21 protein-coding genes and 2 pseudogenes are annotated in these 24,311 nt (G+C 73.5%); 10 read left to right on the forward strand and 13 right to left on the reverse strand.

Going from position 1 to position 24,311, the window contains the following annotated elements:
- Nucleotides 1-21 precede the first annotated feature (21 nt).
- On the reverse strand, nucleotides 22-1,038 hold the full coding sequence (locus ACZ5CW_RS09880) for a glutathione S-transferase family protein (RefSeq protein ID WP_468599782.1): 1,017 nt from the start codon (nucleotides 1,036-1,038) through the stop codon (nucleotides 22-24).
- A 177-nt stretch (nucleotides 1,039-1,215) separates the two neighbouring features.
- Here ACZ5CW_RS09880 and ACZ5CW_RS09885 point away from each other — a divergent pair, with 177 nt between their 5' ends.
- Nucleotides 1,216-2,247: a cation diffusion facilitator family transporter gene (locus tag ACZ5CW_RS09885; RefSeq protein ID WP_468599850.1), complete on the forward strand. Its 1,032-nt coding sequence runs from the start codon at nucleotides 1,216-1,218 to the stop codon at nucleotides 2,245-2,247.
- 80 nt (nucleotides 2,248-2,327) lie between these two features.
- On the opposite strand, the gene ACZ5CW_RS09890 is transcribed toward ACZ5CW_RS09885, so the two are convergent.
- The gene (locus ACZ5CW_RS09890; RefSeq protein ID WP_468599783.1) at nucleotides 2,328-2,777 is read right to left on the reverse strand and encodes a nitroreductase family deazaflavin-dependent oxidoreductase; all 450 of its coding nucleotides are present in this window, start codon (nucleotides 2,775-2,777) and stop codon (nucleotides 2,328-2,330) included.
- Between the two features lie 309 nt (nucleotides 2,778-3,086).
- Between ACZ5CW_RS09890 and ACZ5CW_RS09895 the strand changes: the two genes are divergently transcribed.
- The 3 genes from ACZ5CW_RS09895 to ACZ5CW_RS09905 are packed head-to-tail and all read left to right on the forward strand — an operon-like array spanning nucleotide 3,087 to nucleotide 5,113.
- Nucleotides 3,087-4,316: a cytochrome P450 gene (locus tag ACZ5CW_RS09895; protein WP_468599784.1), complete on the forward strand. Its 1,230-nt coding sequence runs from the start codon at nucleotides 3,087-3,089 to the stop codon at nucleotides 4,314-4,316.
- Nucleotides 4,317-4,328: 12 nt separating this feature from the next.
- Nucleotides 4,329-4,529, forward strand: coding sequence for a ferredoxin (locus ACZ5CW_RS09900; protein ID WP_468599785.1), 201 nt, complete (start codon nucleotides 4,329-4,331; stop codon nucleotides 4,527-4,529).
- A 50-nt stretch (nucleotides 4,530-4,579) separates the two neighbouring features.
- Nucleotides 4,580-5,113: a flavoprotein gene (locus tag ACZ5CW_RS09905; RefSeq protein ID WP_468599786.1), complete on the forward strand. Its 534-nt coding sequence runs from the start codon at nucleotides 4,580-4,582 to the stop codon at nucleotides 5,111-5,113.
- A gap of 88 nt (nucleotides 5,114-5,201) precedes the next feature.
- Here the strand turns inward: ACZ5CW_RS09905 and ACZ5CW_RS09910 are convergent, their stop codons facing one another.
- Together ACZ5CW_RS09910 and ACZ5CW_RS09915 are read right to left on the reverse strand one after the other, a co-directional pair.
- Nucleotides 5,202-6,047 (reverse strand): hypothetical protein, encoded by an 846-nt coding sequence (locus ACZ5CW_RS09910; RefSeq protein ID WP_468599787.1) that lies wholly within the window; start codon nucleotides 6,045-6,047, stop codon nucleotides 5,202-5,204.
- A 98-nt stretch (nucleotides 6,048-6,145) separates the two neighbouring features.
- The gene (locus ACZ5CW_RS09915) at nucleotides 6,146-7,015 is read right to left on the reverse strand and encodes an endo alpha-1,4 polygalactosaminidase (protein ID WP_468599788.1); all 870 of its coding nucleotides are present in this window, start codon (nucleotides 7,013-7,015) and stop codon (nucleotides 6,146-6,148) included.
- A gap of 148 nt (nucleotides 7,016-7,163) precedes the next feature.
- Between ACZ5CW_RS09915 and ACZ5CW_RS09920 the strand changes: the two genes are divergently transcribed.
- Complete coding sequence (locus tag ACZ5CW_RS09920; RefSeq protein ID WP_468599789.1) at nucleotides 7,164-8,132, forward strand: aldo/keto reductase; 969 nt, start codon at nucleotides 7,164-7,166, stop codon at nucleotides 8,130-8,132.
- On the opposite strand, the pseudogene ACZ5CW_RS09925 reads toward ACZ5CW_RS09920, so the two are convergent.
- Nucleotides 8,119-8,779: pseudogene (locus ACZ5CW_RS09925) on the reverse strand (phytanoyl-CoA dioxygenase family protein); the annotation flags it as partial. The gene ACZ5CW_RS09920 and the pseudogene ACZ5CW_RS09925 sit on opposite strands and share 14 nt — an antisense overlap.
- Before the next feature lie 2 nt (nucleotides 8,780-8,781).
- Here ACZ5CW_RS09925 and ACZ5CW_RS09930 point away from each other — a divergent pair.
- Nucleotides 8,782-9,112 (forward strand): annotated as a pseudogene (locus ACZ5CW_RS09930) (helix-turn-helix domain-containing protein); the annotation flags it as partial.
- A 282-nt stretch (nucleotides 9,113-9,394) separates the two neighbouring features.
- Entirely contained in the window at nucleotides 9,395-11,296 is a 1,902-nt protein-coding gene (locus ACZ5CW_RS09935) for an RICIN domain-containing protein (RefSeq protein WP_468599790.1), read from the forward strand.
- Between the two features lies 1 nt (nucleotide 11,297).
- Here the strand turns inward: ACZ5CW_RS09935 and ACZ5CW_RS09940 are convergent, their stop codons facing one another.
- The 5 genes from ACZ5CW_RS09940 to ACZ5CW_RS09960 form a co-directional block, all read right to left on the reverse strand.
- A complete protein-coding gene (locus ACZ5CW_RS09940; protein WP_468599791.1) occupies nucleotides 11,298-11,816 on the reverse strand; it encodes a universal stress protein in 519 nt (172 codons plus the stop codon).
- A gap of 46 nt (nucleotides 11,817-11,862) precedes the next feature.
- Nucleotides 11,863-13,155, reverse strand: coding sequence for an arsenic transporter (locus ACZ5CW_RS09945; RefSeq protein ID WP_468599792.1), 1,293 nt, complete (start codon nucleotides 13,153-13,155; stop codon nucleotides 11,863-11,865).
- Nucleotides 13,156-13,178: 23 nt separating this feature from the next.
- Nucleotides 13,179-14,420, reverse strand: a complete 1,242-nt coding sequence (locus tag ACZ5CW_RS09950) for a polysaccharide deacetylase family protein (protein WP_468599793.1) — start codon at nucleotides 14,418-14,420, stop codon at nucleotides 13,179-13,181.
- Nucleotides 14,421-14,620: 200 nt separating this feature from the next.
- A complete protein-coding gene (locus ACZ5CW_RS09955; RefSeq protein ID WP_468599794.1) occupies nucleotides 14,621-15,319 on the reverse strand; it encodes a DUF4232 domain-containing protein in 699 nt (232 codons plus the stop codon).
- Between the two features lie 152 nt (nucleotides 15,320-15,471).
- A complete protein-coding gene (locus tag ACZ5CW_RS09960; RefSeq protein WP_468599795.1) occupies nucleotides 15,472-16,866 on the reverse strand; it encodes a serine/threonine-protein kinase in 1,395 nt (464 codons plus the stop codon).
- 47 nt (nucleotides 16,867-16,913) lie between these two features.
- On the opposite strand from ACZ5CW_RS09960, the gene ACZ5CW_RS09965 reads away from it, so the two are divergent.
- Nucleotides 16,914-17,462 (forward strand): RNA polymerase sigma factor, encoded by a 549-nt coding sequence (locus ACZ5CW_RS09965; protein ID WP_468599796.1) that lies wholly within the window; start codon nucleotides 16,914-16,916, stop codon nucleotides 17,460-17,462.
- 40 nt (nucleotides 17,463-17,502) lie between these two features.
- Here ACZ5CW_RS09965 and ACZ5CW_RS09970 read toward each other — a convergent pair whose 3' ends face one another.
- A complete protein-coding gene (locus tag ACZ5CW_RS09970) occupies nucleotides 17,503-19,884 on the reverse strand; it encodes a SpoIIE family protein phosphatase (RefSeq protein ID WP_468599797.1) in 2,382 nt (793 codons plus the stop codon).
- A 489-nt stretch (nucleotides 19,885-20,373) separates the two neighbouring features.
- On the opposite strand from ACZ5CW_RS09970, the gene ACZ5CW_RS09975 reads away from it, so the two are divergent.
- Entirely contained in the window at nucleotides 20,374-22,617 is a 2,244-nt protein-coding gene (locus ACZ5CW_RS09975; RefSeq protein ID WP_468599798.1) for a glycoside hydrolase family 9 protein, read from the forward strand.
- Nucleotides 22,618-22,637: 20 nt separating this feature from the next.
- On the opposite strand, the gene ACZ5CW_RS09980 is transcribed toward ACZ5CW_RS09975, so the two are convergent.
- Together ACZ5CW_RS09980 and ACZ5CW_RS09985 are read right to left on the reverse strand one after the other, a co-directional pair.
- Nucleotides 22,638-23,360, reverse strand: a complete 723-nt coding sequence (locus ACZ5CW_RS09980) for a 2OG-Fe(II) oxygenase (protein ID WP_468599799.1) — start codon at nucleotides 23,358-23,360, stop codon at nucleotides 22,638-22,640.
- Between the two features lie 22 nt (nucleotides 23,361-23,382).
- On the reverse strand, nucleotides 23,383-23,892 hold the full coding sequence (locus ACZ5CW_RS09985; protein WP_468599800.1) for a methylated-DNA--[protein]-cysteine S-methyltransferase: 510 nt from the start codon (nucleotides 23,890-23,892) through the stop codon (nucleotides 23,383-23,385).
- A 176-nt stretch (nucleotides 23,893-24,068) separates the two neighbouring features.
- Here ACZ5CW_RS09985 and ACZ5CW_RS09990 point away from each other — a divergent pair, with 176 nt between their 5' ends.
- Nucleotides 24,069-24,308: a hypothetical protein gene (locus ACZ5CW_RS09990; RefSeq protein WP_468599801.1), complete on the forward strand. Its 240-nt coding sequence runs from the start codon at nucleotides 24,069-24,071 to the stop codon at nucleotides 24,306-24,308.
- Nucleotides 24,309-24,311 lie beyond the last annotated feature (3 nt).

Raw genomic sequence — 24,311 nt, forward strand, 5'->3', positions numbered from 1 at the left:
TCCTTCCTCGTCACGCGGACCTCATGCGGGTCGTCCCAGCGAGGCCACTCGCTCGCCGGAGGGCACCGGACCCGGCGGTGTACCGTCGCCGAAGGGGCGGCCGCCCCACTCCTCCCGGTGATGCGGACTCAGCCAGCCGGCGAGGTCCGGGCCGAGGGGCACGATGCCGGTGGGGTTGATGCCGGTGTGCACCTGGTAGTAGTGCCGCTTGATGTGGTCGAAGTCGACGGTGTCACCGAACCCGGGTGTCTGGAACAGGTCCCTGGCGTACGCCCACAGCACCGGGTTCTCGGCCAGCTTCCAGCGGTTGCACTTGAAGTGACCGTGGTAGACGGCGTCGAACCGGACCAGCGTGGTGAACAGCCGGATGTCCGCCTCGGTGAGGGTGTCGCCGACCAGATACCGCTGTCCGGACAGCCGCTCGGCGAGCAGTTCCAGCCGCCGGAACACCGCCCCGCACGCCTCCTCGTACTCCTTCTGCCCCGTGGCGAACCCGGCACGGTACACGCCGTTGTTCACGTCCCTGTAGACCTCGGCCATCACCTGGTCGATCTCCTCGCGCCGGCCGGCCGGATAGAGATCGGGCGCGCCGGCGCGGTGCAGGGCCGTCCACTCGGTGGCCAGGTCCAGGGTGAGCCGCTGATAGTCGTTGGTGACCAGCTGCCCGCTGGGGACGTCCACGAGCGCGGGTACGCTCACCCCGCCCGGATAGTCCGTCTCCCGGCGGTCGTAGGCCTCGCTCAGGAACCGGATGCCGAGCACCGGGTCGCGGCCGTCCGGGTCCAGGGTGAACCGCCAGCTGCGGTCGTCCTGGATCGGGTCGGCGACCGCCATCGACAGGGCGTCCTCCAGACCCAGCAGCCGGCGCGAGATCACCGCCCGGCTCGCCCACGGACAGGCACGGGAGACCACCAGCCGGTAACGGCCCGCCGCCACCGGCCAGCCGTCCCGGCCGTCGGCGGTGACGCGGTCCTGGAAGTGGCTCCGGGATCGGGTGAACGTCGTGTGGCCGTAAGCCCTGTTGCCGTCGCCGCTCATCTGTCCTCCTCGCCGGCCGGGTACTTCCGGTGCAACGCGTTCCCCTTTTTCCGCCACCCGCACGGTGTGATCCGCACGGCCGGGGGCAGTCGGCGATAGGTGAGCGGGACATCCTCGGAACGGGAGACGGCCGCACGGACGGCCGAGGACGGCGGCGCGGCACACACCCGCGCCACGGTGGCGGACGACGGGCCGCCGGACCGGGCGACGGCGCCGCCCCGCGGCCCGGGAGGCGCGGAGACGGGCCGGCCGGCCCGCTCGGCGGCCGACCGGCACACCCGGATCACCGTCCTCGTGGCGCTGGCCGCCAATCTGGTGATCGCCGTCGCCAAGGCCGTCGGCGGCGTCCTCGCGGGCTCGCCCGCGCTGCTGTCGGAGGCCGCGCACTCCGTCGCCGACAGCCTCAACGAGGTGTTCCTGCTGGCCGCACTGCGCCGCAGCCGCCGCCCCGCCGACGCACGGCACCCCTTCGGCTACGGCAAGGAGCGGTTCTTCTGGTCCCTCCTCGCCGCCGTCGGCATCTTCGTCATGGGCGGCTGCTTCTCCTTCTTCCAGGGCTTCGAGGCGCTGCGCTCGGGCGCCGAGGAGAAGTTCAGCGGCTATGTGGCCGGCCTGATCGTGCTCGGCGTGGCACTGCTCGCCGAGGGCGCCTCGCTGCTGCGGGCCCTGCACCAGGTGCGCCGACAGGGCGGCGGCCTCGGCGGGCTGCGCGACCCGGCGCTGCGGACCGTGGTCGCCGAGGACGGCACGGCGGTGCTGGGCGTGACCCTCGCCCTGGTCGGCATGGCCCTGCACATGGTCACCGGGCAGGTGGTGTGGGAGGCGTCCGCCTCGCTGGCGATCGGCGCGCTGCTGGTGTACGTCGCCTACCGGCTCGGCCGCGACGCCCGCGACCAGCTCATCGGCGAGGCCGCCGACCCGGAGCTGAGCGGCCGGATCCGGTCGCTGCTCGCGGCGCAGCCCGAGATCGACAGTGTGGAGGCACTGTTCACGATGAAGATGGGCCTCGACTCCACGCTGGTGGCCGCGCGCATCGACCTGATGCCGGGCCTGGACAGCGAGCGGGTCGAGGAGGTCGCCGTCCGCATCAAGCGCTCACTGGCCCGGACGTTCCCCGAATCGGACCAGATCTTCCTCGATGTGACCGACCGGCCGGCCGGCGAGGCACAAGAGAGCCCCGCCGCGACGGGGGAACGCGGCGGGGCCTGACGCACGAGTGCCCGCCCCGAGTCGGCCTCACACCTGCCCGGAACAGATTTTTCTAGAACGAACCGGTGCCGGGCCGGAAATCAGCTCTCCTCCAGGGGCTCCAGCACGAACACCGGGATCTCCCGCGAGGTCTTCTTCTGGTAGTCGGCGTACGGCGGATACGCGGCCACGGCCCGCTCCCACCACGCGGATTTCTCCGCGCCGGTCAGTTCACGGGCCCGCATGTCCCGCTTGACCGGGCCGTCCTGCAGCTCGACATGCGGGTCGCCCTTGACGTTGAAGTACCAGACCGGATGCTTGGGCGCCCCGCCCTGCGAGGCGACCACCGCGTACGCCCCCTCGTGCTCCACCCGCATCAGCGGCGTCTTGCGGATCTTCCCGCTCCGCACGCCCCGCGTGGTCAGGACGATCACCGGCAGTCCGGTGTCGAGCAGCGTCGTTCCCTTCGTCCCGCCGGAACTCTCGTACAGCTCGACCTGCTCGCGCACCCACTGGGTCGGGCTCGGCTCGTACTCGCCCTCAAGAGGCATGGGATCCGTCTCCTTCGTCGGTCCAACGGTTGACCGCCACCGCGCTTCAACACCGGTGAGCGCATGAATCATCCGTACCGCGGACGGCTTCGCCCGACCGGGTGATCACCGCACCGCTCACCCCGCCCGCGGCCCGCCCGCATGGCCGCGTACCCCCCTGCCGAGCACGGCCTGGCCGGATTCCGGCCCCGCGACCCCCGCTCTTCGGCCACATCCAGCCGATCAACGAAGCGGCCGGGCACCGGGGCATCTAATGAAGATCGACATGAAGATCGGCTCGATGTACCTCTTCGTCTGCGAGGACTTCCCATGACGGAACTGACGGACACCTCCGGCCCGGTGAACCCGGCCGACGCCGTCGCCTTCCCCCAGGACCGCACCTGTCCCTACGATCCGCCCACCGGGTACGCCCCGGTGCGCGACGGACGAGCCCTGGCCCGCGTCACCCTGTACGACGGTCGACAGGCATGGCTGGTCACCGCGCACGCCACCGCCCGGACCCTGCTCGCCGACCCCCGCCTGTCCACGGACCGCGGCCGCCCGGGTTTCCCCGGCCTCACGCCCGCCTTCGAGGCCATGCGCCACCGCAAGGTGGCCCTGCTCGGGGTGGACGACCCCGAGCACCACCGGCAGCGGCGGATGATGGTCCCGTCGTTCACCCTCAAGCGCGCGGCCGGGATGCGGCCCCTGATCCAGCGCATCGTGGACGAGCGGCTGGACGCGATGATCGCGCAGGGTCCGCCCGCCGAGCTGGTCTCGGCCTTCGCGCTGCCCGTGCCGTCGATGGTGATCTGCGGTCTGCTCGGGGTGCCGTACGCCGACCACGAGTTCTTCGAGGAACAGTCCCGCAGGCTGCTGCGCGGCCCGACGGCCGCCGACAACCAGGACGCCCGCAACCAGCTGGCGCGGTACCTCGGCGAGCTGATCGACGAGAAGGCCAAGGCCCCCGAGCCGGGCGACGGCATCCTCGACGACCTCGTCCGCCACCAGTTCCGCGACGGCACGGTGGACCGCGAGGAACTCGTGGCGCTCGCCGTCATCCTGCTGGTCGCCGGCCACGAGACGACCGCCAACATGATCTCCCTCGGTACCTTCACGCTGCTGCGGCACCCCGACCGGCCGGCCGAGCTGCGCGCCGACCCGGCACTGCTGCCCGCCGCCGTCGAGGAACTGCTGCGGATGCTGTCCATCGCGGAGGGGCTGCAGCGGGTGGCGCTGGAGGACATCGAGATCGCCGGGGTCACGATCCGGGCCGGCGAGGGCGTGCTCTTCGCGACCTCCGTGATCAACCGCGACGCGTCCCTGTACGAGGAGCCCGACACCCTGGACTTCCACCGTCCCGCCCGCCACCACCTGGCGTTCGGCTTCGGCATCCACCAGTGCCTGGGCCAGAACCTGGCCCGCGCGGAGCTGGAGATCGCCCTCGGCAGCCTGCTGACGCGGCTCCCCGGGCTGCGGCTGGCCGCCCCGGCCGAGGAGATCCCCTTCAAACCCGGCGACACGGTCCAGGGGATGCTGGAACTCCCCGTGACCTGGTAAGAGGCTTCGCTCATGCACATCGACATCGACAAGGACGTCTGCATCGGCGCCGGCCAGTGCGCGCTGGCCGCGCCAGGTGTGTTCACCCAGGACGACGACGGCTACAGCACCCTGCTCCCGGGCCGTGAGGACGGCGCGGGCGACCCGATGGTCCGCGTGGCGGTCCAGGCCTGCCCGGTGAGCGCCATCAGCGTGACCGAGTCCGGCGGTTGACGGCCCGGCCGCCCCGGGGCCGGTCCGCAAGGCGTCGATAGGGTGCGCGGATGACCGAACACGCCGCGAAGCCCTTCCTGTACGTCGTCGTCTGCGCGGCCGGCATCGCCGCCGGTGTGTCCCGGCTGATCACCGCCGCGCGGGACCGGGGCTGGGAGGTGGGTGTCATCGCCACACCGGTCGCGATGGGCGGGTTCTTCGACGCCGAGGCCGTCGAGGCGCAGACGGGCCGCCCCGTACGGTCCGCGTGGCGCTCCCCGGCCGACCCCCGCCCGTTCCCGGCGCCGGACGCCGTCGTGGTGGCACCCGCCACCTTCAACACCCTCAACAAATGGGCGGCGGGCCTCGCCGACACCCTCGCCGTCGGCACCCTGTGCGAGGCCGCCGGGCTGGGCGTGCCGATCGCCGTCCTGCCTTGTGTGGCCGACGCGCTGGCCGCCCACCCCGCCTACCGGGACAGCCTGACGCGGCTGCGCGGGATGGGCGTCCGCTTCGGCGCCCCGTACACCGGCGAACCCCGCCCGGACGGACACCGGCCGGAGTTCGCCTGGGAGCGCGCGCTGGACCTGCTGGAGCGGCCCTAGCGGCCCTGGTGTCCTGGCGGCGGCCCTGCGTCCCGGCGCGGCCCCGGCGTTCTGGCGGCGGCCCTGGGGCCGTGGCGGTCCGTCGGTCCTAGCGGCAGGTCAGCGTCGGTCCCGCCACCATGTCGCCGGTGTACAGCTCCTGGCCCTCGGGCAGCCAGTAGCCCAGCTTGGAGACCACGGTGGAGCAGGTCGCGCCGACGGTGACACTGACCCTCACCTTCTCCGGGTGGCCGGGCTGCAGTGCGGTCAGCGCGCAGTTCAGGGAGTGCGGCAGGCGGGTCTTCGCCGGGTACCTGCCCACGAGCGGGTTGCCGCAGCGGGCGTCGGCGGTGGTGATCCGTACGCCGGTGCCCTCCTCGCCGACGAGCCCGAACCGCGCGTCGCCGTCGCCGTCGTCGCTGTCGCGGCGGATCGTGTAGGTCAGCGTGGTCGTGGCCCCCCGGCGCAGCGTCGTGCGGTCGACCGTGACGGCGTGCGTGGCCCTCGCCGCGGGCGCGGTCAGCGACAGTGTGGCCCGCACCGTGCCCGTCAGGTCGACCCCCGCGGGCATCGACCGTACGTGCACGGTGGCGGTGATGTCGTACGTCCCGGGGCCCGGGTACGCGCGCGAGCCGGGCAGCGTGCCGGTGGCCAGCGTCCGGCCGGCGCGGCGGGCCGTCCAGGTGCCCTCGGTGCGGCAGGTGTACCGGACCCGGGCGCCGGCCCGCCGGCAGGTCGCCGCGGCCGAGACGGCCAGTTGCGGGCTGCCGTCGCCCGCGCACAGGCTGACCGCGGCATGCTGGCCGTGGTCGCCGCGCAGCGTGCCGGCGACCGCGCACAGCGTCGCCGGGCCCTCGGGCTCCGCGGCGGACCGTCCCCAGGCCGGGGTGACGAGGGCCAGGGGCAGCAGCGTCGCCCCGGCCAGGGCTCTGAGAGTGGTGGGACGTGTCGGCACCGCGTTCCTCCCGGGTGGCCGAGACCGGTCGGGCGCCGGTCGTCTGCGCCGAGGATGAGCCGACCGCAGGAGCATCGGTCGGCTCCCACGCCGGACGGTCACCTGGGGGCAGCAACCCGTGCGTCCCCGCGCGCCTTGCGGACGTAGCCCGCGCTGCCCGGAGTGGAGACGTCCCGGTCGCGGCGGACGATGCTCAGCCGGTCGCCCCAGTGGGCGAGGGCCGAACGGAGCCCGCCGTCGGTGTACTCGATGTCCACGACCCGGTCGTCGAACGCCTTCGCGTACACCCCGCACTCGTCGTACTGCCCGCACTCCTCCGCCACCGCGAAGTCCAGCCCGGTCCGCTCCCGCCGCCCGGCGAGTTCGGCGGTGTTCTTCTGCCCGATGGCCAGGTGCCGGGCGTGCGCGTGCCGGGAGAGCAGGGTCATGAACGCGGTCGCGTCCTCGGCGGTGAGCAGCCGGCGGGAGCGGGTGTAGCTGTCGTAGTTGTCCGGTTCGACGGCGTCGAAGCCCTTCTTCGCACAGTCGTCGATCCACCGGTTCACGCGCCGCGCCACCCGCTCCCGTAGGGCCGGGGTGCGCAGGTCGAGCAGCGGCTCGTTCCAGTCCTCGTCGATGACGACCTCGCCTTGCGCGTCGCGCAGCAGCAGGTCGGGCGGCCAGGAGGAGCGCTCGGCGGGCTGGGCCTGGAAGGCGTTGACGTAGCAGATGTTGTAGAGGCCCGGGGCGGGGGAGTCGGACCGGTCGCGGCTGACGATCCGCACGCCCTTCGGCGGGGGATAGGCGCCGCCGATCTGGTAGTCGAACCCGGCGTTCCGAGGCGGCAGCCGCAGCGCCGCCGGCTGCGGCGAACCGTCCTCGCCCTCACCGCCGGAGCCGCAGCCGGCCAGCGCCGACACGGCGACGACCAGGGCCGCCGACAGGGCAGCGAGGGTGGTGCGGGAACCCGTGGCGCGGAAGACACCCATGGGGGGCAAGTCGGCTCCATCCTGCCCACGCCGGGCGGCGCGGCACGTGTCAGGATCAAATCGCCCGCATGCTCACACCGTCAAGTCGGCGCCGGACCAGGTCGTAGGCTCGGCGGTGACCATCCTCCCGAAGGCAGGAGCAGCAACGATGCAGTACGTGAAGCTCGGTTCGACGGGCCTGGACGTCTCGCGGATCTGTCTGGGCTGCATGACCTACGGGCTACCGGACCGCGGCACGCACGAATGGACCCTCGACGAGGACGCCTCCCGCCCGCTGATCCGGCAGGCGCTGGAGGCGGGCGTCAACTTCTTCGACACCGCCAACGTCTACTCCGACGGCACCAGCGAGGAGATCGTCGGCAAGGCACTGCGCGACTTCGCCGACCGCGACGAGATCGTCCTCGCCACCAAGGTGAACGGCCGGATGCGGCCGGGCCCCAACGGCGGCGGCCTGTCGCGGAAGGCCGTCATGAGCGAGATCGACCACAGCCTGCGCCGGCTCGGCACGGACTACGTCGACCTCTACCAGATCCACCGCTACGACCACGCGACTCCCGTCGAGGAGACGATGGAGGCGCTGCACGACCTGGTCAAGGCGGGCAAGGTCCGCTACATCGGGGCGAGTTCGATGTACGCGTGGGAGTTCTCCAAGGCGCAGTACACCGCCGAGCGGCACGGCTGGACGAAGTTCGTGTCCATGCAGAACCACTACAACCTGCTCTACCGCGAGGAGGAGCGGGAGATGCTGCCGCTCTGCGCGGACCAGGGTGTCGGCGTGCTGCCGTGGAGCCCGCTCGCCCGGGGCCGGCTGACCCGCGACTGGGGCACGGTCACCGAGCGCAGCTCCACCGACGACTTCGGCAGCCGCCTGTATCTGGAGAGCGACCGCGCGATCGTCGAGGCCGTCACCCGGATCGCGAACGACCGCGGTGTGCCCCGGGCCCAGGTGGCCCTCGCCTGGCTGCTGCACCAGGACACGGTGGCGGCACCCATCGTCGGTGCCGCCAGGCCGGGACACATCGAGGACGCGGTGGCCGCCGTCGAACTTCGCTTGAGCGACAAGGAGATCGAGGAGCTGGAGCGGCCCTACACCCCGCGCGCCGTCAGCGGCCACTGACCGGTCGGTGGGGTCCGTGCGGTGCGAACTCCGTGCCGCACGGACCGGCGCCCTCGCTCTCCGGCAGCGCCACCCGCTCACCCGACATCGTCAGGGTCCGGTAGTACGACCCGTTGCGTGTGGCCCAACGTCCCACATAGTGCCCGATGAACGAGCGCCGGAACCGGTCGGCGGTGCGGTTGGGTGCCGACCCGTGCACCAGACTGCCGTTGAAGAACAGCGCGTCGCCCGGCGCCAGATCCACGGGCACCGGGACGAGTCCGGGCGGCGGGGGCACGTACTCGCGGGCGAACGACAGCTCGGCGTCGGCCACCTCGGGTCGAGCCCGCCGTTGTCCCGGTCGATCGGCTCGCAGGCCACCCACGCGACCACACAGGTGCCCCGCTCCGCCCGCAGAGAGAAGCTGTCCTGGTGCAGTGCCTGCCCGCGCGCCCCCGGCGGCTTGAAGTAGAACATGCTCTGGGCGGCCAGCACCTCTCCCCGAACAGTGCCTCCAGCACGGTCCGCAGCCGGGCGTCCAGCAGGAACTCGCGTGGCACGGCACTGAATTCGTGCGGCTGCGTCACCCGCGGATACCGGCGCAGCGGATCGGGATCGGCCGGGTCGGGCGCGAAGTGTCCCGGCACGGGCCCCGCGGCGTGCAGCGCACCTGTACGCGGCTCCCGCTCTCCCCGGTGCCCTGTGCCACCGGATCGAGGCGGCGTTCGGCCGGATGCTCGCCGCCTCCGCCGTGCGGACGGCCCCCGTCGGACCGGGCGTCGACGCCCGGGTGCGCCGCGCCGAGGAGTTGATCGCCGCCGACCCCGGAGCCCCGCACACCGTCCGCTCGCTCGCCGCCCCGGCTGCTGGAGGCCTCCGATCTGACGGTGGAACGGGTGGCGGCGGCCTCCGGATTCCCGAGCCCATTCCACTTCAGCCGGGTCTTCCGGGCGCGCTACGGGGCGCCGCCCGGTGCCTACCGGGCGGGCGAACGGCCGTAATTGGAAGAAAGGGATTCCTTTGACTTCACGTCAATAGGGAAACCGCTTCTTCCCGCGTCGCCGATAATTGAGAGATCTCTTGTTACCGCGTGTTGGTCTGTGTAAAAGTGTGCGCTGTCGGCGCACGGTCGCAAAACAATTCCCGCGATACGCGCCAGGCTGCTCCCCGTACACCCCCCACGCTTCAAAAGAGCCGCCTCAGGTGGACGTTCGAGCTGCCCACGACCTCCCCCCACCCATTGGTATGGACTAATTCCGTATCGCATCTGGAGGAATGCAGCCGTGAATGAGGCAGGCCCGTCGGACGAGCAGCTGAGTGCCGAACTGAACAAGTGGACCGGTACGACGCCCGCGCTCCATCCCGTCGGTGAACTCCTCGACCGGCACTGGGAGGCGGCCTTCGCCTACGCCCGGCTGTGCACCGACGGACCGCGTGCCGCCGGCATGCTCACCACGGCCGCCTTCACCCGGCTCTTCGGCGAATCGCTCCGGCAACACGGCCCGGGCGCCGCCTGGCGCCCCCAGGTCCTCGTCACCGTCCGCCGGATCGCGGCCGAGTGGGACACCGACGGCCGCCACGAACTCCTCCACCCGGCGCTGCGGTCGGGCGGCGGCACCGGCGAGCGCGCCGCCGCCCGACTGCTGCCGCCTCCCGGCCGGCGGCTGCTGTCCCGCGCGTTCCAGCGGGTGCCCCAGACCTCCCGCGCGGTCCTGTGGCACACGGAGGTCGAGGCCGAACCCCCGACGGTGCCCGCCGCGCTCCTCGGCCTCGACGAGGAGGACGTGCGCGTCGAACTCCGCCGGGCCCGCGAACGGCTGCGCGAGGAATGCCTCCAGGCGCACCGCGAACTCGCCCCCGAGGCCGAGTGCCGCCGCTACCTGCGCATGCTCGACGTGACCTTCCGCCGCGGCGGCGTCGCCATCGACCCGGACCTGGACCAGCACCTGGCCCGCTGCACGCACTGCAGCCGGACCGCCGACCAACTCGCCCGGTTCAACACGGGCCTCGGGCTCGCGCTCGCCGAGGCGGTGCTCGGCTGGGGAGCCCGTGCCTACGCGGAGTCCCGGGCGAACCGCGCCGGGACGCCGGCCGAACCGCCCCCGGCCCCCGCCGCCTTCGCACCCCCGGCCGGCGAGCCCTTCGCACCCCTGGCCGGCGAGGCCTTCGCCCCCACGGTGGGCGAGCCCTTCACTCCCACGGCCGAGCCCTTCGCCCCCACCGGAGCGGGGCTCCCCGGCGGCTCCGCCGACCCCGCCGACCCGGCCCGCGCCCACCGGGCCGCCGTCCCCGACCGTTCCGCGGACCGCGCCGAGCCCGCCGTCTCCCGCCGTTCCGCGCAGCGCGCCGCCCGGCGCGCCCGGCGCCGCAATCTCGCGCTGGCCGTCGTCACCGTCAGCGGCCTGGTCGTGCTGCCCCTGGTGCTGTGGTCGGTGCTCGGCTCCGACGGGACCCCGGCCCCCGACCCTGGCGGCACCGCCTCCCGGGCACCGGGCAAGGACTCCGCCTCCCCGGGCGCGTCCTGGGCCGGTGCCGGCCAGGGCGCCCTGCACGGCCGGCTGCACAACCTCGCCTCCGGCCTGTGCGTCGGTCTCGTCGGCGAGAAGGCCGTCGCGGGCGCCGAGACCGAACTCACCGGATGCTCCACGACACCGAGCCAGCAGTGGACCTACGAGACCGACGGGCTCCTGCGCAACAACGCGTCCCCCGACCTGTGCCTGGACTCCCGCCTCGGCTACTCGGTGCGCCTCGCCCCCTGTGCGGCCACCGGCACGGCCGCCAGGAACATCCGCTACGACTTCACTCTCCAGGGTGCCCTCGTACCCCGATGGAACCAGGAGCTGGCCCTCACCCCGGCCGCCACCGACGGCTCCGGCGCGCTGGTCCTCAAGACCCGTGCCACCGGCGCCGCCCAGCGCTGGTCCGTCGACACCGCCAAACCCGACCTGGAGATGCAGAACGTCAACTGGGGCAGCGACAGCGCGCTTTCCCCGACGGCCCCCGCACCGTCCACGGCTCCCCGGACGACGTCCACGCCCAAGGCCTCCAGAACGACCCCCACGCCCACCCCCACGCCGACCGGGCCGAGCCCGGCACCCACACCGTCGCGCACGATCGACTTCTGCTCGGCGTACCCCTACTACTGCGGCGGGGGCTACGGAGGCGACGGGCGCCACCACCGCTGACTCAGGGACGGTGCGGCGGCGCGGGCGGGATCGTCCCCAGGCCCGGGGCCGGTTCCGGCCACACCAGCAGCACCGGGCAGGGCGCGTGGTCGACGGCGAACCGGACGGCCGGGCCGAGGCTGCGCGGCCCGAGCCGAGACCGGTCCCCGTCCCGGGCCAGCACCAGCAGATCGGCCCCCTCGGCGGCGGCCACCACCTCCCGCTCCACCCGGCCCGACCGCTCCTCGCGCGCACAGGGCCGGCCCAGCCGCTGCGCCGCCGCCTCGAGCAGTTCGGCCGCCGAACTCCCGCCGAACGCCTCCAGAAGGTCACCCGGGTCCCTCCCCCAGCCTTCGGCCGGGCGGTGCCCCGCCGGATGCCCGCGACCGAGCAGCCCGGCGAACGCGCCGTGCGCCACGCCCGGCACATCGGGCCCGCTCACATGCAGCAGCACCACCTCGGAGCCGTCCGGCGCATGCCTGCGCACGGCGTCCACGCACGCGGGCCAGGTGCCCTCGACGAGCCAGGCGATCACACGCATCCGGACGGCCTCCCTCGCGGTCGGTGCAAGGGCCCTCGCAGAGCCCTCAGAGAACCTGTAGCGACCCCCACAGTGCCACCACCGCGACCGCGAGGGAGGACGGCACGGCGACCAGACCCAGCCGGGTGAACTCCCGGAGATCCACCTCGTGCTCGTGCTGGTGCACGATCCGCCGCCACAGCAGTGTCGCCAGCGACCCGGCATAGGTCAGGTTCGGGCCGATGTTCACGCCGAGCAGCACCGCGAGGACCGCGCCCGGCCCGGCCGGCGCGGCCAGCGGCAGCAGCACCAGCACCGCGGGCAGGTTGTTGATGAGGTTCGCGAGGACGGCGGCCAGCGCGGCGGTCCCGAGCAGCGCGGGCAGCCCGGTCCCGCCCGGCAGGACGTCGGAGAGCACGTCGTCGAGCCCGTTGTCGACGACCGCCCGGACCACGATGCCGAGCGACAGTACGAACGCGAGAAAGGCCGGGGCCGCCGCCCGTACGACGGTCGGCAAGGTCGCCTTGCGCCGCAGCAGCGCCCGCCCGGCCAGCACCAGTGCGCCCGCCCCGGCCACCCAGGCGGGCTCCACGCCGAACGCCGACGCCACCACGAACCCGGCCAGCGTGCAGCCGACGGTCACCAGCGCGAACAGGGGCGGTCGCACAGTCTCGCCCGAGTAGCTGCCCGCCGGCGCCGCCGCCGCGAGGTCACGGGCGAAGAACCGCCGGAACACGACGTACTCGGCGCCGATCGCCACCAGCCACGGCAGCGCCATCAGCGCCGCGAACCGGGTGAAGCTCAGCCCGCTCGCCGCGAACGCGAGCAGGTTCGTCAGATTGGACACCGGCAGCAGCAGCGACGCCGTGTTGGACAGATGGGTGCACGCGTACACGTGCGGCTTGGGCCGTACGCCCGTCCGCGCGGCCGTGGCGAACACCACCGGGGTGAGCAGCACGACGGTGGCGTCCAGGCTGAGCACGGCGGTGATGGCCGACGCCAGCGCGAACACCGCCGTCAGCAACCGCACCGGCCGCCCCGCCGCCCAGCGGGCCATCCACGCCCCACAGGCCTGGAACAACCCCTCGACGTCACAGAAGTGGGCGATCACCAGCACGGCCGCCAGGAACCCGACGACCGGCCCGAGCCGTTCCGCCTCGGCGCGGGCGTGGTCGAGCGGGATCGCGCCGGACGCGATCGCGATCCCGGCGGCGGGGACGGCCATGACCGCCTCCGGCCACCCGAAGGGCCGTACGACGGCCCAGGCGAGCACGGCGACGAGCAGCACGGCGGACAGGGCCTCGGCGAGCGGGGTGTTCAGGGCGGGTCCCTCCGGGAGATCACGATGGTGCCCGCCCATGAAAACAGACGACGCCGAACCCGTTACGACGTCCGGGTCCCCGCCGCGCCCAGGAACTCGGCCCAGCCGCCCACCGGGGACTGTCCGGGCGTGAGCGTGCGCAGCTTGCGCAGCACCGCCGGGTCCTGCGCCTCCAGCCAGGCCACGAGCTGCTTGAAGGACACGAACCGCACGTCGTCGTACGCGGCCATCTTCCCGATCGCCTCCTCGACGGCGTCCATGTAGATGCCGCCGTTCCAGCGCTCGAAGTGGTTGCCGACGAAGAACGGGGCGCGGTTGCTCTCGTAGGCGCGCCGGAAGCCGGCCAGATAGGTGTCACGGGCCTGAGCGCGCCAGGTGTCGTACCGCGCACGGTCGCCGACCGGGTTCCCGCCCGACTGGTTGAACATCATGTTGTAGTCCATCGACAGCACTTGGAAGGAGTGGCCGGAGAACGGTATGGACTGCAGCGGGAAGTCCCAGATCCGGCCGCCCTGCACCTTGCCCGGCCAGATCTGCAGGCCGCCGGGGGAGCTGGCGTCGTACTTCCAGCCGAGCGCCGCGGCGGTGGGCAGCAGGTTCGCCTGGCCTTCCAGACAGGGGGTGCGGCCGCCGACCAGCTCCTTGCGGTAGTCGAAGGGCAGGGGTTCGAGGTCGGTGAAGCCGGTGTTGGTCTTCCACCGGGTGACGAAGCCGACCGCCTGCTCGATCTCGCTGCGCCACTCGGCCGGGGACCAGTTGCGCACACCGGTCGCGCCGCAGAAATGCCCGTTGAAGTGGGTGCCGATCTCATGGCCCTCCAGCCAGGCCGCGCGCACCTGCTGGAGCGTGGCGTGGATGTGCCGGTCGGCGAGGTAGCCGATCGCGGACGCGCCGACCGGGTGCTGCGGCGGGTGGTACAGGTGCTTCTTGGACTCGGGCAGCGTGTAGATGCCGCTGAGGAAGAAGGTCATGCCGGCGCCGTGGTCGGCGGCCACCTTGCGGAAGCGGGAGAAGAGCTTGTTGCTCACCTCGCCCGCGCCGTCCCACGAGAACACCACGAACTGCGGGGGCTTCTGCCCCGGCCGCAGCCTGGCCGGCTTCGGCTGGTGCGGCTGGGCGCCGGTGTCGGCGGTGGAGCCGTCGCCGATCGGCTTCACCGGCCGGGCCCGCGCGGTGCCCCGGCCGTCCGCCGGATCCGGTCCGTCGACCTTCAGGCCGGTGCCGGAGGAGCAGGCGGACAGCGCGCCCAGGGCGCCCGCCGCCGCGCCCGCCGTCAGCATCCGCCTGCGTGAGATCCCGCTCATCGTCTCCCCGATTTCCTCGTCACGGCCCCGGTGCGGGGCCTTTTCGCCGTGCGGTCGAGGGGTTCGATGACGGGGGTCGGTGGAAAGATCGCGGCCTGCGGCGCCTGTTGCCGTCCTGTGACAGTTGTGGCGCGGTCATGACGAACCCCGCTGCCCGGGCGAGGGGGGCAGCGGGGTTCGCGGGGGAGGTGCGGGGTGGGTCAGGGCCCGGTGCCGGGCCTGAGCACCGTCAGGAAGACGGACGAGGAGTTCCCGGACACCGGGACCGGTCCGCCCGACCAGACCACCTTGAGGTGGTCCCGCTCGTCCGGCGGGGTGACCAGCAGCGCGGCCGGTGTGGCCGTCCTGGCGCCGCTGATCTCCGGGTTGGAGAAGGTCAGCCCGGCCCAGGCGCTCTGTCCGGGCTTGAGGGTGACCGTCACCGGCGAGCCCGCCTCACGCCTGGGGTCGGGGCCCAGCTGGGTGCCGGAGCCGTTCACGAAGGCCGCGCCCGGATAGCCGCGCAGGGTGCAGGTCCGGGCGGAGCCGTTGGTGACGACGACGGGGAAGTTCTCCTGGCCGGCGCCCGGATCGTTGCGGCCCACGGAGGCGCGCAGCTCGGAGGTGTGGCACCGGGAACTCGCGGCGCGGGTCGCGGCGGAGGTCCTCCCGCCGTCCGAGGAAGCCGTCGTCCGCGGGGCGGCGGACGAAGCGGCTCCGGTGCCGGCGGAGGCCTCGGCGGACGTGGCGGACGCCGGGCTCTTCGAGGTGCCCGTCGCGGGCGCGGCGGTACCGGACGCCGTCATCGGCGGGCTGCTGTGGACGTCCTGGCCGTCGCCGCAGGCGGTCAGGAGGCCCAGCACGGCGACCGTGCCCACGAGCAGGGCTCCGTGGCGCGCGGACCGGGGGGTGTACACCATGTCGCTCAACACTCCTGGAATTCAGGGGCACGCGACGCACCGCGTGCCTACGGCGCCGGGTGCGCCGTCATGACACTCCGATGCGCCGAACGCCGGAAAAGTTCGGGACACTCAGGGTCTTTTTCCCCGCCTTGACCCGCGGTGCGCGCCGTTCAGGACACCCGCAGCGAACGGAGTATGCCGTCGGTGGCGTCACCGGCGCCCCGCTGGCGCACCTGCACGTACACCTGCGGCCGCGCGGCGCCGCCCGCCGGGGTCAGCGCGGTCTCCGTGACCGAGCCGCCGTCCGGGCAGCCGCTCCAGGCCCGGACCAGCCCGTGCCAGCCGGCACCGGTGAAGGTCCGGCTGCCGGAGTAGCGGCAGCCGGAGTGCGCGAGGGCCTTGACCCGCGCGGTGACGTCGCCGTGCTCACTGACGCCGACGAACACGCCGTCCACGCCGGCCGCCAGATCGGGCCAGCGCGCCAGGTCGTCGGCCACCACCAGGCCCGGCTCGTGCCCCGCCTTCAGGCCGAGCGCACGCGGGTCCCAGCCGGAGCCGCGCACCTCGCGGCCCCAGCCGGCGGGCACCTGGAGGACCACCCGGCCGGTGGCGTCGGTGACCCGCGTCCCGTCCGGCGCGCCGCTGTCGCGCTGCGTCACGACCGTCACCGTCACCGCGGCGGCCGTGGCCGCGAGGAGCGCGGCGAGCGCCAGTGTCACCGTGTTGAGCCGGCCGCGCACCCCGTCCAGCCGCCGCGCGGACCGCGCCGCCCGCGGCCCGGCCGCCAGCCGGTCCAGCTCGTGCGCGAACGCCTGCGCGCCGGGCCAGCGCCGCTCCCGGTCCGGTTCCAGCGCGCGCAGCAGCGCCCGCTCCACGTCCTCGCCCAGGTCCGGCCGCAGCCGCCCGGGCGGTACGACCCTGCCCGGCGCACCCGGCACGCTCCCGGTGACCAGCTCGTACCCGACCGCGCCCAGGCTGTAGACGTCGGCCCGCTCGTCGATGCCCTCCCCGGGCTCGGCCTGCTCCGGTGGCTGATAGCCCGCCGAACCCGCCGCCAGGGTCAGCACGGAGGCCTGGGCGAGGCTCTTCGCCAGACCCAGGTCGGCCAGCAGCACCCGCCGGGTGCCGTCCGGGGCGGTGTGCAGCAGCACGTTGGTCGGCTTGATGTCGCGGTGCACGATGCCCGCCTCGTGCAGCGCGGCGGCGCCGCGCGCGGCCTCGGCCGTCAGCGCCAGCGCGTCCCGCACCGGCAGTGGCCCGGCGGCCAGCAGGTCGGCAAGGGTGCCGCCGTCGGCGTACTCCATCACGAAGTACGGCCTGCCGTCGGGGAGTTCACCGATGTCGTAGACCTGCACCACCCGGCCCGAACCGGCCCGGCGCAGCAGCCGCGCCTCGGACAGGAAGCGCTCCCTGACGTCGAGCCGGTGCGTCCAGTTCTCGGCGAGGACCTTCACCGCGACGGGGGCCTGAAGCTCGGGGTCGTGGGCGAGCCACACCGTGGCGAAGGCGCCGCTGCCCAGCGGCCGTTCGAGACGGTAGCGGCCGATCCGCTCCAGGGGGTGCATACGACTATCATGCCTGCCCTGAGATCGACTTCGACGGGGAGGCTTCCGTGCAGGACCAGGCGCCGATGGAGGACCTCGCCCGGCGCGCCGCGGCCGGCGACAGCGCGGCCCTGGACCGGCTGCTGACCGAGATCCGGCCCGAGGTCGTGCGCCGCTGCGCGCGCTTCCTGCCCTGCCGGGAGGACGCCGAGGAGGCCGCCCAGGACGTGCTGCTCCAGGTGGCCCGGCACATCTCCGCCTTCGAGGGCCGCAGCCGCTTCGGCACCTGGCTGTACACGGTGGTCGCCAACTGCTGTCGGCGGAAGTACCGGGAGCTGAAACGACGAGCCGCCGAACAACCCGCCGCCATCGAGCCCTCCCACGCCGTCGACCCGCGTACCACCAGCGTCATCGCCGGCTCCCGGGTGGACCTCCTGGAGGCGCTGGACCGGCTGGAGCGGGAGCATCCCCACCTGGTCGCGCCGCTGGTCTACCGCGACATCTGCCAGCTGGAGTACGCCGAGGTCGCCGAGCGCGTCGGTATCCCGCTCGGCACCCTCAAGTCCCGCCTGCACGAGGCCCGCAAGCAGGTACGGCCCTGGCTGACGGCCACCTGAGAGCTTCGTCCGGAGCCCCTGGGGGGCCGCCCGGGAGGGCCTACAGGTCCTCCTCGTACAGGGGCAGCTCCGCCCAGATCGTCTTGCCCTCCGGGGTGTGCCGGCTGCCCCACCGCTGGGTGAGCTGGGCGACCAGCAGCAGACCCCGGCCGCCCTCGTCGAAGGTCTTGGCCCGGCGCAGGTGCGGGGCGGTGTGGTTGGTGTCGGAGACCTCGCAGATCAGCGTGGTCGCGTCATGGATCAGCCGCAGCCGGATCGGGCGGGCGCCGTACCGGATGGCGTTGGTGACCAGCTCGCTGACCACCAGCTCCGCCGTGAACGCGGCCTCGCTCAGCCCCCAGGTGTCCAACTGCTCCACGACCTGCTTGCGGATCGGCGCGACCAGCGCCGGATCGGCCGGGATGTCCCAGGTCGCCACCTGCGAGGGGGGCAGACCCTGTGTGCGGGCGAGCAGCAGTGCCACGTCGTCGGCGGCGCCGCCCTGGGGCAGCAGGGCGTGCAGGACGCGGTCGCAGGTGTCGTCCAGGGAGCCCGCGTACGCCTCGAGCGTCTGGTACAGCAGCTCACGGCCGGCGTCCCCGTCCCGGTCCCGGGACACCACCAGGCCGTCCGTGTACAGGGCGACGACGGTGCCTTCGGGCAGGTCCACCTCGGCGGACTCGAACGGCAGCCCGCCGAGGCCCAGCGGGGGACCGGCGGGCAGGTCCAGCAGGTGCGGCCGTCCGCCCGGCCGCATCAGCACCGGCGGCGGATGCCCGGCGCGGGCCAGCGTGCAGCGCCGCGACACCGGGTCGTAGACGGCGTACAGACAGGTCGCGCCGACCTCGCCGGGGCTGCCGTCGCCGCCGGACTCGTCCGACAGCCGCAGCACCAGGTCGTCCAGGTGGGTGAGCAGCTCGTCGGGGGCCAGGTCGATGTCGGCGAGGGTGCGTACGGCGGTGCGCAGCCGCCCCATGGTGGCCGAGGCCTGGATGCCGTGCCCGACGACGTCCCCGACGACCATCGCGACCCGCATCCCGGACAGCGGGATCACGTCGAACCAGTCCCCGCCCACCCCGGCCCGCGCGGCCGGCAGATACCGGGAGGACGCCTTGAGCGCGGCCGTGTGCGGGAGGCTGCGCGGCAGCAGGCTGCGCTGGAGGGCGAGGGCGGTCTCGCGCTCGCGCGAGTAGCGGCGGGCGTTGTCGATGCAGACGGCGGCGCGCGTGGTGATCTCCTCGGCCAGCAGTCTGTCGTCCGCGGTGAACCCGTCCGGGCGCCGGTGCCGGGTGAAGACCGCCACGCCCAGGGTGAGCCCGCGGGCCTGGATGGGCACGGACATCGAGGAGTGGATGCCGAAGGTGCGTACCCGCTCGCTGCGCGCGGTGTTCCAGGTCAGCCACCGTGCCATGTCGCCGGCCGCCATCGACGTGATGATCGTGTGGCCCGCGGTGAGCGAGTCGGCCTGCGGGGAGCCGACCGGGTACTGCTCGGTCTGCCCGGGCTCCATCAACGCCTCCGGCACGCCGCCGAGGACCGACCAGTGGGCGGCCCGGCGCAGGATGACCGGCGCCGTGATGCGGGCCGGGGGTTCCCCGCCGTAGTCCTCGGGGTCCAGCAGATCGATGGTGACGAAGTCGGCCAGCGCGGGCACACACATGTCCGCCAGCTCCTGCGCCGTACGCGTGACGTCGAGCGTGGTGCCGATGCGGACGCTCGCCTCGTTCACCAGCTGCAGCCGCTGGCGGGCCCGGTGGTTGTCGGTGACGTCGTGTGCGGCCAGGCAGACGCCCCGCACCCCGCCCCGCGGGTCCCTGACCGGCGCCATCCGGGCCAGCCAGGCGTGCGCCCGGTCCTCGCCGCCGGTGCGCACGAAGGTCTGCACGTCCAGGGGCTGGCCCGAGGTCAGCACCCGGAGCATGGCCTGCTCCAGCTCCTCGCCCTGCGGCCGGCCGCCGATCTCCGAGGGCCGCAGTCCCCGCACCCGCTCCTCCGGCAGACCGATGACACCGGCCATCGCGTCGTTCATGCGGCGCAGCCGCAGCTCGTCGTCGTACACGGCGACCGCGCACGGCGACTGCATCAGGCTCGCGTCGGCGAGCGGATCGTCCGCCGCGGGCCGCTCGGCGCCCGTCAGCGGGGTGACCACGAGCCAGTCGCCCCGGTGCTCGTCGTGCGGCGGCAGGCGGTGGGCGAGCAGCCACACCGAGACGGTACGGCCGTCCTGGTGGCGCAGTCCGACCGTGCCTTCCCAGCGGACACCCGTGGGCGCGGCGTGGGCACGGCCCCCGGCCAGCAACTCGGTGGCGGGACGGCCCACGACGGCGTCGGCGGGGTGGCCGAGCAGGCGCCGCGCGCCCTCGTTCCACTCCACCAGTGTTCCGTCGTCATCGATGACAGCCCGGGCCGTCGCCGCCTCGTCGAACGGATAGACCCGGCTCATCGTCGCCGCTCCCAAGCGCACACTCACAGTGAACAGGTGGCACCACTTCTGTTCCAGCGTAGTGCTTCCCGCCCTCCCGCGAACCGCGGCCCCCGGCCACTCGGCCGGTGGGTCGAACAGGGTCAAGGGGGAAATCCGGCCGATGCGCCGGCCGGGGCGGCCACGGGGTTCCGGACCCTTGACGATCGTGTGTGGCAGACCGTCAGAGTCTGTTTGTTCGCGATCAGTTGTGAGCACTTCTGGGTCCTGATGAGGCGCCCGAACACCTGACCCCCGACGCCCGCCCGCGAGGGCCGAGGTCGCCGTCCGGGGCGGGCGGGCGTAGGTCCCGGTCGCCGGTGCGGGGACGCAGCGGGCCACCGCGTCGGACAGCCCGGCCGTCCGCACCGTTGACGGGGTGTCACCTCAGGTACAAGCATGGGGCGGTCCGCATCTGGGAGCGCTCCCACGAAGGAAGCGACCCGCACCTCCCCACAGAGGAGCCCAGACGTGCAACGACGCAGAACCGCCCTGCTGCCGATCACCGCCCTGCTGGCGGCGGCCCTCACCGCGCTGCCGGCCGGTTCGGCCGGGGCCGACGAGGTCGAACAGGTCCGGAACGGCACCTTCGACACCACCACCGAACCGTGGTGGACCACGACCGACGTCACCGCGGATCTGTCCGGCGGCCGGCTGTGCGCGGACGTGCCGGGCGGCACCACCAACCGCTGGGACGCGGCCGTGGGGCAGAACGACATCACGCTGGTGAAGGGGGAGTCGTACCGCTTCTCGTTCAAGGCGTCCGGCGCGCCCGAGGGCCAGGTGGTGCGCGCGGTCGTGGGCCTCCAGGTGACCCCCTACGACACCTGGTACGAGGTCAGCCCGCACCTGACCGTCTCCGGTGACGCCTACTCCTACACCTTCACCTCGCCGGTCGACACCACCCAGGCACAGGTCGCCTTCCAGGCCGGCGGCGCGGCGGAGCCCTGGCGGTTCTGCCTGGACGACGTGTCCCTGCTCGGCGGGGTGCCGCCGGAGGTGTACGAGCCGGACACCGGGCCCCGGGTGCGCGTCAACCAGGTCGCCTATCTGCCCGCCGGCCCCAAGAACGCCACCCTCGTCACCGACGCCACCGGCCGGCTGCCCTGGCGGCTGAAGAACGCCGCCGGCGTGACCGTCGCCGGCGGCCGGACCGTGCCGCGCGGCACCGACGCCTCCTCCGGGCAGAACGTCCACACGATCGACTTCGGCGCCTACCGGGGCCGGGGCGAGGGCTTCACGCTGGTCGCCGACGGGGAGACCAGCCGCCCGTTCGACATCGGGACGGAAAGCTATGAGCGACTCCGCCTGGACTCGCTGAAGTACTACTACACCCAGCGCAGCGGGACAGCGATCCGCGACGACCTGCGCCCCGGCTACGGCAGACCCGCCGGGCACCTGAACGCGGCCCCCAACCAGGGCGACGCGGACGTTCCCTGCCGGCCGGGCGAGTGCGACTACACCCTGGACGTGACGGGCGGCTGGTACGACGCCGGCGACCACGGCAAGTACGTCGTCAACGGCGGCATAGCCACCTGGGAGCTGCTGAGCACCTACGAACGTTCCCGGTACGCCCGCACCGGCGAGCCCCGGCGGCTCGGCGACCACAGCCTGGACCTGCCCGAGAGCGGCAACAAGGTGCCCGACGTCCTGGACGAGGCCCGCTGGGAGCTGGAGTTCCTGCTGAAGATGCAGGTGCCGGACGGGCGGCCGCTGGCCGGCATGGCCCACAGCAAGGTGCACGACGCCCAGTGGACCGGGCTGCCGCTGCTGCCCGGCGACGACCCGCAGAAGCGCGAACTGCACGCCCCGACCACCCAGGCCACCTTGAACCTCGCGGCGACCGCCGCCCAGGCCGCCCGCGTGTACCGGCCCTACGACCGGGCGTTCGCGGCCAGGGCCCTGACGGCCGCGCGCAAGGCCTGGCGGGCCGCGCTGGCGCACCCCGGGCTGTACCCCGACCCGAACGACGGCACGGGCGGCGGCGCCTACCCCGACACGGACGCCACCGACGAGTTCTACTGGGCGGCGGCCGAGCTGTATCTCACCACGGGGGAGCGGCAGTTCGCCGACCACGTCCTCGGCTCGCCCGTGCACACCGCCGACATCTTCGGGCCGCTCGGCTTCGACTGGGCCCGCACCGCGGCGGCCGGCCGCCTCGACCTCGCCACCGTACCCAACGGGCTGCCCGGCCGGGACCGGGTCCGCCGCTCGGTGCTCGAGGCCGCGGACACCTATCTCGCCGCGGCCGGCTCCCAGCCGTACGGCATGCCCTACCAGCCCGACGGCACCCTCTACGACTGGGGCTCCAACGCGCAGATCCTGAACAACGCGCACGTCATCGCCACCGCCTACGACCTCACCGGCGCCGCCGCGTACCGCGACGGCGCGATCGAAGCCATGGACTACGTCCTCGGCCGCAACGCCCTCAACATCTCGTACGTCACCGGCTACGGCGAGGTGAACTCCCACCGGCAGCACAGCCGTTGGTACGCCCGTGAACTCGACCCGGGGCTCCCGGACCCGCCGGACGGCACCCTCGCCGGCGGTGCCAACTCGAGCATCCAGGACCCCTACGCACAGAGCAGACTGAAGGGCTGCACGGGCCAGTTCTGCTACATCGACGACATCCAGTCCTGGTCCACCAACGAGACGGCGATCAACTGGAACGCGGCCCTCGCCTGGATGGCGTCCTTCGTCGCCGACCAGGGATAGCCGCCGGCCCGCCGGGCCGGTCAGGCGGCGTCGTGGAAGACCAGACCCAGGGTCCGGCGCCGCCCGGACCGTACGGTGCTCACCCCGTGCCGCATCGCCCCGGCCGACCAGCCGCAACGGGTGCGCACGGGGTGGTCCCGGGTCGTGAACACGAGGCCGTGCCCCTGCCGCAGGGCGGTCGCGGTGCCCCGGGACTGGGCGCGCGGCCGCTGCTCCACCATCAGGAACTCGCCGCCGGTGTAGTCGGTGCCGTACTCGTCCAGGGCGACGACCACCTGGAGCGGAAACACCAGCTCGCCGAACACGTCCCGGTGCAGGGCGTTCCAGTCGCCCGGACCGTAGCTCAGCAGGATCTGCGCCGACCGGTCCTGGCCGGCCGCGTGGCACCGCTCCAGCCACTCGTCGAGGGAGTCGGGCCAGGGGGCCGGGCGGTCCAGCCGGGCCGCCCAGTCCCGGGCGACCGGCAGCAGACGGGGGTAGAGCGCGGCCCGCAGTGCGGCCACCGGGGCGGGCAGGTCGTGGGTGAAGTAGCGGTACTCGCCGGAGCCGAACCGGTGCCGGGCCAGATCGACCGTCGTCCGGAACAGCTCCGGCTTGTCGTACAGGGCGGCCAGGTCCGCGCACTCGGCGGACGTGAGCAGCGGGCCGGTGGGCGCGCTGCCGTGCTCGTCCAGCTCGGCCGCCAGGACGGCCCAGTCCGTGCGGGCGGCCCGGCGGCGGGCCTCGGCCGGGGTGAGGGTCATGGTCACTCCTCCTCGTGCGGGATCAGATCAGGGCCGGCTGTACCGCACCCTCGTGCGTGAGCAGCCACCTCTTGCGCTCGACGCCGCCCGCGTACCCGCGCAGCGAGCCGTCCGCGCCGATCACCCGGTGGCAGGGACGGACGATGAGCAGGGGGTTGGCGCCGAGGGCCCGGCCCACCGCGCGGCTGTCGGGCCGGGGCACGCCGAGCCGGGCCGCCAGCTCGCCGTAGCCGGACGTCGTGCCGTACGGGATCTCGTCCAGGGCCTGCCAGACCGCCTGCTGGAACGGACTGCCCGGCGTGGCGAGCGGCAGGTCGAAGCGGGTCAGGCGGCCCGCGAAGTAGGCGTCCAGCTGCCGGTGGACCTCGGTGAACGGCCGGTCGTCGCGGTCCTGCGGGCGGACGGCGGGCGCCCCGCCCCGCCCCGGTAGGGACAGCGCCGTGAGGGTGTGGCCGGCGGGGGAGACCGAGCCGGTCAGCAGCAGGTCGCCCAGCGGGCTCGGGTGGACGGTGTGGACGGTGCGCGTGCTCATCGGTGCTCCCTTGCGAGACGTCCGTGCGGTTGCTCGGTGCTGTCGAGTCTGCTCCGCCGAACACCGTGGGACCGGCGGAAATCAGACATGACTTTCGGACCCGGGAGGTACCGTGGCGGACAGGGCCTGACCTGCTGGTATTTACGCTTGAGTACCCGCGCGGTACGGTGAGGGGCATGCCAGCTCTCAACGTGGAGTTCAGCGAACGGGAACTAGAGGACCTGCGGCAGATCGCCAAGGAGCGCGGTACGTCGATGAAGGCCCTCGTCCGTGAGGCGGCCGCCGCCGACATCGCCCGGCACCGGGCCCTGCAGGAGGGCGCGGAGGCCTTCCGGCGTTTCTTCGCCGCCCACGCGGAGGAGTTCGCGGAGGCCTTTCCCGACGACGAGCCCCCCGCCACGGGCGAGGCCGCCTGAGTG

Source organism: Streptomyces sp. NPDC031379 (genome assembly GCF_055569615.1).

What these genes read in the sequence shown, in the direction of transcription:
- ACZ5CW_RS09895 (WP_468599784.1), top strand. Translation starts at nt 3,087, where the DNA reads ATGACGGAACTGACGGACACCTCCGGCCCGGTGAACCCGGCCGACGCC.
- ACZ5CW_RS09905 (WP_468599786.1), top strand. Translation starts at nt 4,580, where the DNA reads ATGACCGAACACGCCGCGAAGCCCTTCCTGTACGTCGTCGTCTGCGCG.
- ACZ5CW_RS09945 (WP_468599792.1), bottom strand. Translation starts at nt 13,155, where the DNA reads ATGGGCGGGCACCATCGTGATCTCCCGGAGGGACCCGCCCTGAACACC.
- ACZ5CW_RS09960 (WP_468599795.1), bottom strand. Translation starts at nt 16,866, where the DNA reads ATGCACCCCCTGGAGCGGATCGGCCGCTACCGTCTCGAACGGCCGCTG.
- ACZ5CW_RS09950 (WP_468599793.1), bottom strand. Translation starts at nt 14,420, where the DNA reads ATGAGCGGGATCTCACGCAGGCGGATGCTGACGGCGGGCGCGGCGGCG.
- ACZ5CW_RS09980 (WP_468599799.1), bottom strand. Translation starts at nt 23,360, where the DNA reads ATGACCCTCACCCCGGCCGAGGCCCGCCGCCGGGCCGCCCGCACGGAC.
- ACZ5CW_RS09990 (WP_468599801.1), top strand. Translation starts at nt 24,069, where the DNA reads ATGCCAGCTCTCAACGTGGAGTTCAGCGAACGGGAACTAGAGGACCTG.
- ACZ5CW_RS09985 (WP_468599800.1), bottom strand. Translation starts at nt 23,892, where the DNA reads ATGAGCACGCGCACCGTCCACACCGTCCACCCGAGCCCGCTGGGCGAC.
- ACZ5CW_RS09915 (WP_468599788.1), bottom strand. Translation starts at nt 7,015, where the DNA reads ATGGGTGTCTTCCGCGCCACGGGTTCCCGCACCACCCTCGCTGCCCTG.
- ACZ5CW_RS09900 (WP_468599785.1), top strand. Translation starts at nt 4,329, where the DNA reads ATGCACATCGACATCGACAAGGACGTCTGCATCGGCGCCGGCCAGTGC.
- ACZ5CW_RS09880 (WP_468599782.1), bottom strand. Translation starts at nt 1,038, where the DNA reads ATGAGCGGCGACGGCAACAGGGCTTACGGCCACACGACGTTCACCCGA.
- ACZ5CW_RS09940 (WP_468599791.1), bottom strand. Translation starts at nt 11,816, where the DNA reads ATGCGTGTGATCGCCTGGCTCGTCGAGGGCACCTGGCCCGCGTGCGTG.
- ACZ5CW_RS09920 (WP_468599789.1), top strand. Translation starts at nt 7,164, where the DNA reads ATGCAGTACGTGAAGCTCGGTTCGACGGGCCTGGACGTCTCGCGGATC.
- ACZ5CW_RS09970 (WP_468599797.1), bottom strand. Translation starts at nt 19,884, where the DNA reads ATGAGCCGGGTCTATCCGTTCGACGAGGCGGCGACGGCCCGGGCTGTC.
- ACZ5CW_RS09890 (WP_468599783.1), bottom strand. Translation starts at nt 2,777, where the DNA reads ATGCCTCTTGAGGGCGAGTACGAGCCGAGCCCGACCCAGTGGGTGCGC.
- ACZ5CW_RS09955 (WP_468599794.1), bottom strand. Translation starts at nt 15,319, where the DNA reads ATGGTGTACACCCCCCGGTCCGCGCGCCACGGAGCCCTGCTCGTGGGC.